Here is a 9,311-nt window from a genome sequence, read left to right as displayed (position 1 = left end):
GTTGATCATAAAAAGCGATTTTAGCGATCAGGCGACCGCAAGATGTTTCTTCTCGCTTTCCGTTCGCGTTTTAAGCAACCGGGCGGGTACGCCACCGATGAGGCTGTTGGCAGGGAAACTCTGCGTCACAACGGCCCCGGCGGCCACTACACATCCTTCGCCAATGGTGACGCCGCTGAGTACGGTAACCTTACTGCCAATCCAACAGTTAGCACCAATTGCAATCGGTTTTCGGTCGACCCCCTGTAGGCGAATAGGTACGTTCAGGTTGGCGAAGAGGTGATTTTCGGGGTGGCAACTGAAGTACTGCCCAATAATGCAATCGTCGCCGATGGTTAGCCCGCCCGCGCCGCCGAGGTAGGCAAACTCGCCAATACCTACCCGATTACCGATGCGAATAAACCGGCCGGGGTTATCGAGCGTTGTCGAGACTACAAGTCGGCTGAACGCCCCAATGCTTACCTGATCGCCGAGCCGGATTCCGTCGGTACTGATGGCTGAGCAATACACCTGATCGCCCAGTTTCAGGAAACGCCCCCACCGAATTTGAGCCAGGTTAAAAAACTGTACACCTCGCCCCCGAATCATCCCTTTGGGCGAACGGCCGCGCAACAGCAGCGTACTACTCCGCAACAGAGCCAGGCCCTGCTGCCAGCAAAACGCCAGAATAAGCGAATCGGTCAACACGGGCGAAAACCGGAATTGCGGATTGCGTAACCGGACAATGCGTTCGAGAAGTGTTTTCATAACGTACCCAGCGAATGGGTTTTAATACGGCTGAAGATGCGGTTCAGGGTGATGGGTAGATCCTGATTCAGCACCGGCATGTAGTCGGACGATGGGTATTGTCGCTGCAACGTGTCGAACAGGCCGAGATATTGGTTGGTCAGTTCGGTGATAGTGGCCGGGTCGAGTTCCTGCTTGCGGCGCAGGATTTCATCGGCGGGCGCGTAGAGAAATACGTTCAGTTCGGGTTTCAGCAGAAAGCGGTACAGGCTAGCGGCAAGCCCGGCGGGAAGTTGTACGTTACTCCGGCGCGGGTCGTTGATGAAATCGAAGTAATAGCGGTCGTACAGAACAACATACCCACGCGACACGTACCTGAGTTGTACGTAGAACTGGCCCAGCAGGTAATCGGCGAAATAATAGGCGAAGCGCAACATCGACGACAAACTGCTTTTGTTCGTTCCCTGACGCGGCAACCGACTGGCCGATCGTTGTTCGGCTTCGCGGCGACCATATTGCCAGGCGCTGAGAATAGGCAGCAGCGAAGGCCGATGCCGAAGCACAACCACCCGTTGCCGGAGCTTCTTTTCAATGTCGTGTTTCGTCTGCTCAATCACCGTCGATTTCCCCGCACCGTCGACACCGCTGAACGTCACGATCATGCCGCGCCGGAACGCAAACGAGCGTATTGTATCCCAGCCGTAGGCCAGCGTGTTGCGCACTGCACGCCATCCCCGATTGGCGGGCATTGCCTGAATAGCGGTCGTTTCCTGGGTGGTCATCGTGGCCTGAGTAAGATAGCCGAACAGGTATTGGTAACGGTCGGGAACCGGGGCATTATTGAGGCCGTAAAACCGGCGCACGTAGGTTTGTTCATGTTCGAGCGCAGGTACGTTCAGGCCATGCGGGGCTAGCTTTGCCGTTTCCCAAACGGCATTAGCAGGCATAAATTCGAGTTGTTTCCGTTTGAAGGCCCAAATCAGATCAAGGTGCAGGCTTGTGTTATCGTTTAGCTGAATGTGAAGCTGTTTCATGAACGTCCGGTTATCGATCACAAGCTGACTAACCAGCGAATGTTGCCGCACGAAACGAACCAGTTGACTGGCCGAAGACCGGGGCATGCACAGATCCAGATCCGACGATTCGGGTAGTTCGTACAGGCACGTTGGCAGGAATTTCAGCGCCGCGTGGGGCTGATTGTGCAGCCAGAAAGCCAGGTCATGCAGCAGCAGTTTCCGGTCGGTGGTGGTTTGTTGCTCGGTCAGCCAGTAGGTAAGGGCCTCGTTCCAGGTAGTGAGCAGCCAGTTTACCTGCTGATGCCATGCCGCCTGCCGACTGTAGACCGACAGATAATACGTGATAGTATGAATGAGGTACAGTTTCTCGGCCACGTCAACATCGATCTGGTGCGCTTCGCGAAATAGTTGCCATTCTGCCTGATCCAGCGTGTTATCAACCTGCTGCCGAATGGCCTGAAATCCTTTATTCCCAACCATAATCAGCGACTGATACTGGAAATGGAAGAGATCGTAGAGACCCGGCAATGCGGTTTGGTACAGTTCCCAATCGATGACGCACAGCTTGTTGCCACGCAGCATGCTGTTCCAGGGCGTAAAATCGCCGTGCGCCGCGGCCAGGGCTACGGGTTGCTGATCGTCGATGCTGAGCATCAGCTTTTCGAGCTTATCGATTAGGCTGACGGGAATACGACTGTCGTTTTTCACCCGCAACGTCACCAGCGTGTCCAGCGCCTGTGTCCAGAAATCGGCCTGTTGCAGCGGTTTCGTATGCCAGTTGCGGCTCACGAACTCCTGCATGGTTCCGTAGGGCAAGTCGGTCAGTTGGGTGATGGGCTTATTTCCGGCCGCTCCCATGTCCTGCTGAATCAAGGCGTTTCCTGAAAAAGAAAGAAGTGCGGACGTCATGATCTGGCGAAAGGGCGTTTGCTGCATCTGTTGCAAGGCCGTTGCTTCCTGCCGAAGGTTGGCCTCCGCATTGGGCGACAAGGCAATTTTCAGGAAGTGGCTTTCGCCGTCTTTTGTGTTGTACCAGATTACCAATTTGCGGTTTGGTCCGGCCGTTCCGGTAAACAGCGCCCACCGGCAAACCTGGGTACGTTGCAGCAACTCGAAGCCCGTTTCGGTGGTGTAGAACGTGATCCGGTTTTGCACCAGCAGGTTATCCAGTTTTAGGCGAAACAGCAGGCGAACCACCCACACAAACCAACGGGCCCGACGGCTACCGGCATGGTAAAACCGCAAAAAATCGGGCTGGTTTGATGCGCTCGGCCACACCCAACGAATGGTGCCATCGGGGTTGTGGTACAGGTTACAGAAGATCGGATAACCCGTTTTGCCAGTGGGTTTAGTTGATACCGGAAGCCCAATGGCCAGCAACCCGTCCTGCAACCGCTGTATGTCTGCACTGTATACGTTGTTCATGTATACCTATATTGCCAGTACCATGCCAGCAACCAAAACAGGCCCATACGCGCTGTATGAGCCTGTTTTAGGATAAATCAGTTCCGCCTTCGGGAAAGTGATTCCATTTTCTGGAATGGGGGATTTTCTTGCACGGCGTAGGCTTCGCGCTTATGTGTATTGCTTCGCGCTCTAGGCCCTTCGACTCCGCTCAGGGTGACATCAGTCATCACCATGTTCAGGCTATGACTCTTGAGTGTCTTGTCACCCTGAGCGGAGTCGAAGGGCCTAGAGCGCGGAGCAATACACTCAAGCTCTAACTGGCCGCAAATCGGGCCGACGACGATAAAGAAACAATTTTTCTCTAGGCGTGAACAGCGGGTTGATCGACAGGCTGATGTAGAAAATCAGAAGCTGATAGAACAGGATGCCGTAGTTGGTTTCGCCGAAGATGCCGAACTCTGTAAACGAGTTGATCATGATCGGAATCAGCACGCCGACGCAGATCAGGCTCTTTTCTTTTTCGGGCACCTGCAAAAAACCACGGATGGTGAACACGAGCTGGAACAACACGATGAAAAAGCCCACAAAGCCGAGATTCATCAGCACCTGAATGAAGGTATTGTGGGTCATTTTAGCCGCGTAGGTAAACACGTGCACGCCCTGGAAATAGTCAGTAGTGGCGATGCGCATGAAACCGAAACCGAAAAAAGGGGCTTTGGGCAAGCCTTCGGTCAGCAGGGCGGTCCAGAATGGTAAGCGACCAGTCATGCTCATCACCTCGTCGAGGCCACCGCCGTGCTCTTTAATCAGCAGCGTTTGCACTGCCACCGGCACCACCATAGCCGCCCCAGCGTACATGGCAATCTTGAGCTTCGTGTTCGACGACTGGCGAATGTGAAAAAACGCGATCAGCAGACAGCCGATCGTCGATGAGCGGGAGCCGGTCAGCACCACAGCCCACATCAGCAGGCCAATTTTGATGAACGTCCAGACGAGTTGGTGCTTACGATAGATGTTGAAGATGAAGCAGGAGACGCCCACCGCGCACAGCATACCCAACTCGTTGGGGTTCATGATAAACCCACCCAAGCGGGCCTCTTCGCCGCCGTGGGTCAGCCGGTAGAACGTATCGGGGTCGATGTACATGCCCACCAGAAAGATGCTGATCATCATCATGACCGCGTCGCCGATGACCTGGTACATTTTCACGGCCTTATCGGTAAAGAAATGGTCGATCAGGATGAAACAGGCGATAAAGTAATAGCAAAAAACCAGCCCTTCCATATCCATGAACCACTGAAGACCAGAGTATCCCGGATCAGTCGACCACATTACCGACAGCAGTCCCAGAAAGAGGTAAACGACGTATAGAAAAGGCGACAGGCTCTGTTTCCAGCCAAACGACGCCACCGCTCCACGATTGATGATTGCCCGGTAGAGGTACCAGATAGACCCCGTCATGGCAATGCGGCTGATGACTTTGATGACCCGCGTAATCGAGATGTTATTGCTCCAGGTGAAGAAGCCGCCCAGCTTGACAAACAGGATCAGCGTTAGCAAAAAACCGACTGTTTTCAGGAACCGCGTATGGTCGGTCGGCGTGGTTAATTGGCGTGCCATACCTGTTGATATAACTCGTTAAACTGCTTGAGCTGACGCGGCCAGTTATAATGTTTGTCCACCATGTCGCGGGCGTTTTTACCCAGTTCGGCTAGTTGGCCGGATTTCCATTGCGCGTGCAAAGCGGTCAGGCCCTCGGTTACCTGCGGGGCGGTGCCGTGCTCAACAACGTACCCGGCATTGAACGCCCGAATGGAGTCGCCCACGTTGGTTGCTTCCGACACCAGACAAGGCAGCCCCAGTGATGCTGCTTCGAGTACAGATACCGGCAAGCCTTCGTAGCGCGACGAATGTACGAACAGGCTGCACAAGCCTAGTAGTTGTAGTTTCTCTTCGCCAAACCGACTGCCCCAAAACGTTACGTGGTGCGCTATGCCGTGTTGTTCGGCCATCGCTTTCAATTGCTTCCGGTGCGGACCATCGCCAATCAGCCAGAGACGGGCGTTGGGGACGTTCTTTTTAAATTCGGCAAAGCCATCAATGAGCCAGTCAAGCCCTTTATGATCAATATCGAGGCGGCCGCAAAAGCCGATGATGAAGGCCGAATCGATGGGTTCGCTAGCCTGTTCGTAAACCGAGAATCCGTACGGAATCAGCACCGATTTCTGGTTGGGGTACATGGTCTGCAAACCCGAGATTTCACTTTTCCCCAACACATGAACAGCACTGGCACCGGTCAGCACCTCCTTTTCAAACAACCTGAAATACAGACTTTTCGCTAGTTTATTCCGTTGCAAGGCATGCCAGTTGTAGTTGCCGTGGGGCGTAACCAGATACGGAATGTGGTGTTGCTTCAGGAAACGGGCGGCGGCGAAGAAACGGGGGATGAAACCACCGTGAAACTGCACCACCACATCGTCTTTCCGGGCCAGAATAGCCCGTTTCCAGTTGTCGCCCACCCAAAACGGATTACGACTGGCCTTAAACAGGCGGGTGGTGTAGGTACGTTCCGGGTAGTCGTGCAGTGCATTGGCCGCAAAGCCCCATACCTCGACCGAATACCCCGCCTGTTGCTGCTGAGTAGCCAGTTCATGAACCACTTTGTTGACCCCGTTCATTCGGGCCGGATTGGCCTTGCCGAGAATAAGATGAATGATTTCCATACGAATAAACCGTTACGATGTAAGACAATAAGCCAGTAAGTGATCAGAATGAGTTGGGTAAAAAACAGACCCGCCAGCACGCCCTTGAGCCCCCAACCCGAAATAAGCCAGGTAGCCGTACTGAGGCTGAAAACGGTGGTAAGGGCGTAGCCGGTGAAGTAGTGTTTGTTGAGTAGGCGAACCCGCAGCAGAATTCGGAGGGGATAGCTGCACACCACGAGCAGGTACACCGCCGACAATCCGTACATGACGTAGCTGAACGACCGGTAATCGTTGCCACCGATGTGGGCCATCAGCGGTTCGGCACCCAGGGTTAGCGCGAGCAGCACCGGTAGCAAACCGAGCAGGCTTTTCAGCAGCACCGAACGTAGGTACGTCAGCAGGTCGGTGGGGACATGCGCCCGTTGCGCCGCCTGGGGTATGACGTAGTTTTCAACGGCCTGGAGCAGCACGTTTAGAAGTCCGAAAATGTATTGCGCCAATCGGAGGGCACCAAGCGCGGCAGCACCCAGCCACCAGCCACCGGCCACAATGAAGAAGTTACCCGCCAACCACTGCGTCAGGGCCGAAAGCAGCATCCAGCCACCTTGTTGCCGGTGCTTCTCCCAGACCAGTTGCCCATTTTCGGCCCGGAACCGACCGGGTTTGAGCCAGAACGTACCCAGCAAAATCGACGGCACAAACGTGGCTCCGATAATCCACAGGGCTACAGGCAACGTCAGGGCGTTTTGTTGACTAAAGGCGAACAGCAGCAGGAGTTGACTTACGTTGGTGAGGCCATCAAGCACCAGGGCCTGACCAGCGCGCTGTTGAACAAGCAGCGTTTTACGCAGGAAATCCTGTAACAGGTACAGCACCGTAGCCACGCCCGCCGCCAGCATAAAGTCGGCGTTATAGGGTATAAACAGAATAGGCAACAAGGCATACAACAGGCTACCTGTAATGAGTACAAGGGCCAGCCAGACCAGTTGAAGCCAGAACAAGCCGTTGGTATACGGTTTCTGAACGGCAGCCGACAAACCCGGAAACACGACCTGATAAATGCCACTACCCACCGCTTGTTGCACTGACAACAGAAACAGTTGACTCAGCACCACCGCCGAAAATTGCCCGTAGGCCACCAGCCCCAGCGATTGCGCCAGTAGTAGGTTGGTAGCAAAGGCCGCGCCGCTCACCACCACCTGATCGGTGAGTACCAGTCCTTTTTCGGACCTCAACAGTTGGTTGATCGATGCCGGGTTCATGCGTAAACGTTCGTTGGTTTAGCTACCGATTGGCGACGACGAGCCAGCCCGCGCACGGTCTGAATCAGTTCACTGAGCAATGACGGGGTGTATCCGGCGCGGTTCAGCACGAATGCCAGCATAGGCAGTTTCAGATTACTGGCCAGTACATCGGTATCCAGCACCCGGTTTTGTTTGGTACGGCGACTGTCGAGCACCAGCAGGTTGAGCGTGGCCGAGGCCATGAGCATCACGGCGGCGGGCTCGGCGGTGATCGGCGCATTTTTGATCAGCACCACATCGAAGCAAGCTTTCCACTCGTTCAGCATCGGTTGCCAATTGATGGGCCGTTGCCACTGCGGATCAGCCTCAGGTACGTTCACGTAGGCCGGGTTGTCCTGATTACCGAACGAGGTCAGCGACCCGTCGGCATCGACGAGTAGCACCGTTTTACCCAGATTCACCAGCGCCGTTGCCAGCCCCGTAGCCAGGGTACGTTTGCCTTCTTTTTTGTCGAACGACGAAATGGTAACGACCGAACCGGGTATGAGCCACTGTTTCAATTCCATGTGCAGCGCCCATTGCCGGAAAAAGGCGGTCGATTTAGCGGCATTGGCCAGAAAAGGCACCACACCTGCCACTTCGGTCTCCGACGTGCGCTGAATATTCTCTTCGTTGTTGACCCGCGCTTTCAGGAAATGAACGCCGTAGAGCAGCACGATACTCATCAGTAGACTCAGGAAACCGGCCAGCACTTTGATCAGGGTTGGGTTGGGCGAAATGGGGGTGCGGGCTACTTTACCTTCTGTGATAACGCGATGAAACGAGATCGTGGCTGCGCGGGCAATGTCGGCTTCGGTGCGTTTCTGGTGCAGAAACCGGTATATCTGTTCGTCGAGGCTGAAATTTCGTTCCAGCACGGTCATGGTTTTCTCGCGGCTGGGCAGACCAATAAATTGTGCTTCGGCCTCTTGAATGGTGCGATTAAGGTCTTTGTGCTTGATTTGCAGGTTGGTGAGCGTGTTGTTGATGCTCTCCTTCATGTAGTCGGCCAGGTCGCTCATCTGCGTATCGAGCAGCCTGACCTTTTCGTGGTCGACCGTGTAGCGGGTCAGCAGTTCGCGGCGGTCGCCCTGCAACTGCTTCATTTTCTTCACAATTTCGGTCGACAGCAGGTCGTTGAAGGCCTCGAAATTGGGGGCCGATTTCAGGAAATCGGGGTTGCGGCGAACGTACCTGTTCAGGCTGTCGATGGCGAGCACGTTCATATGTACGCTCGACAGTTGTTTTTGCAAATCGGCAATCTGACGAAGATCGGTCTCCGTTTCCTGCCGAATGTTGATGATGTTTTTGCTGTTGCGGTATCCCTCAATGGCCTGCTCACTGGCGGTCAGTCGTCCCTGAATGTCAACTAGTTGTTTGTTCAGAAAATCAACCGTAGTGTCGGCCGTGCGGAATCGGTCTTCTACGCCGTCGGCAATGTAGGCGGCCGCCACACCGTTCACCACGTCGGCCGCTTTTTGAGGTACTGAACTGCGGTAACTGATGCGCAGCACCGGAATATCTTTATCGACAGCCATCACATCAAGGTCACCGACAATCGATTCAACCACGCTCTCTGTGGTGCGGACCACGAATTCATATTTATCGTTGATGGCCAGGTGATGCCGTTCTTTCAGCAGGGCTTCGTTGCGGGTGATGAAAAAACTCCCTCCGTCGAAGTTTAGAATCTGATTTAACTGCCCGTTGATCGTTTTGCCGCCGGGAATGGTAATGGTCAGCAGCGAGTCGCGGCGAATGGCCATGGTGAAGGTTTGGCTATACCACTTTGGCTCGGTAAAAGCCGCCGTAATGCGAATGGGCGACTGACCATACAGGTCTGTTTTGCGAAGGCTTCCCACCCGGAAGATCGTCACGCCCAGGTCGAGGCTAGCGAACGCCTTGGTCAATAACACATTGGATTTCAATAGTTCAACCTCAGCCAGAATCTTGTTTGAGTTAGCAAACACGTCGAAATCCTTGTACAGATTGGCGCTGGGAGCCCCTTCGTTGGCGTCGGCCAGCTTTATCTTGGCCATGCTGTCGTACATGGGCGTGGCGTAGCGCAGGTAGCGACCCGCCAGAAATAAGGCCACGCTCATGATGACCACTGTCAGCGGTAAACCGCGGACGAATGGTCCTAAAATTCCCAGCGTTTTCGATAACTCAGACATACC

The 9,311-nt window shown here is 54.5% G+C and carries 6 protein-coding genes; all 6 read right to left on the bottom strand.

All coding sequences use genetic code 11. The annotated features are described in order from the left end of the window. Window positions 1–27: 27 nt before the first annotated feature. Window positions 28–747, bottom strand: coding sequence for an acyltransferase (locus tag ACAW87_RS19045; RefSeq protein WP_370725231.1), 720 nt, complete (start codon window positions 745–747; stop codon window positions 28–30). Next, the gene (locus tag ACAW87_RS19040; RefSeq protein WP_370725230.1) at window positions 744–3,167 is read right to left on the bottom strand and encodes a phosphotransferase; all 2,424 of its coding nucleotides are present in this window, start codon (window positions 3,165–3,167) and stop codon (window positions 744–746) included. The genes ACAW87_RS19045 and ACAW87_RS19040 overlap by 4 nt, the downstream gene beginning before the upstream one ends. A gap of 288 nt (window positions 3,168–3,455) precedes the next feature. Further along, window positions 3,456–4,769 (bottom strand): O-antigen ligase family protein, encoded by a 1,314-nt coding sequence (locus tag ACAW87_RS19035; protein ID WP_370725229.1) that lies wholly within the window; start codon window positions 4,767–4,769, stop codon window positions 3,456–3,458. Then, window positions 4,754–5,872, bottom strand: a complete 1,119-nt coding sequence (locus ACAW87_RS19030) for a glycosyltransferase family 4 protein (RefSeq protein WP_370725228.1) — start codon at window positions 5,870–5,872, stop codon at window positions 4,754–4,756. Before ACAW87_RS19030 ends, ACAW87_RS19035 begins: the two co-directional genes overlap by 16 nt. Next, window positions 5,824–7,116: an MATE family efflux transporter gene (locus ACAW87_RS19025; RefSeq protein WP_370725227.1), complete on the bottom strand. Its 1,293-nt coding sequence runs from the start codon at window positions 7,114–7,116 to the stop codon at window positions 5,824–5,826. The genes ACAW87_RS19030 and ACAW87_RS19025 overlap by 49 nt, the downstream gene beginning before the upstream one ends. Further along, complete coding sequence (locus tag ACAW87_RS19020; protein WP_370725226.1) at window positions 7,113–9,308, bottom strand: GNVR domain-containing protein; 2,196 nt, start codon at window positions 9,306–9,308, stop codon at window positions 7,113–7,115. The genes ACAW87_RS19025 and ACAW87_RS19020 overlap by 4 nt, the downstream gene beginning before the upstream one ends. Between the last annotated feature and the right edge of the window lie 3 nt (window positions 9,309–9,311).

This window comes from Fibrella aquatica (assembly GCF_041321135.1).
In the GTDB taxonomy this organism is placed as follows: domain Bacteria; phylum Bacteroidota; class Bacteroidia; order Cytophagales; family Spirosomataceae; genus Fibrella; species Fibrella aquatica.
Note: the sequence above shows the minus strand (reverse complement) of the source record. Positions and strands in the feature narration are given on the sequence as shown.

What these genes read in the sequence shown, in the direction of transcription:
- ACAW87_RS19045 (WP_370725231.1), bottom strand. Translation starts at nt 747, where the DNA reads ATGAAAACACTTCTCGAACGCATTGTCCGGTTACGCAATCCGCAATTC.
- ACAW87_RS19040 (WP_370725230.1), bottom strand. Translation starts at nt 3,167, where the DNA reads ATGAACAACGTATACAGTGCAGACATACAGCGGTTGCAGGACGGGTTG.
- ACAW87_RS19035 (WP_370725229.1), bottom strand. Translation starts at nt 4,769, where the DNA reads ATGGCACGCCAATTAACCACGCCGACCGACCATACGCGGTTCCTGAAA.
- ACAW87_RS19030 (WP_370725228.1), bottom strand. Translation starts at nt 5,872, where the DNA reads ATGGAAATCATTCATCTTATTCTCGGCAAGGCCAATCCGGCCCGAATG.
- ACAW87_RS19025 (WP_370725227.1), bottom strand. Translation starts at nt 7,116, where the DNA reads ATGAACCCGGCATCGATCAACCAACTGTTGAGGTCCGAAAAAGGACTG.
- ACAW87_RS19020 (WP_370725226.1), bottom strand. Translation starts at nt 9,308, where the DNA reads ATGTCTGAGTTATCGAAAACGCTGGGAATTTTAGGACCATTCGTCCGC.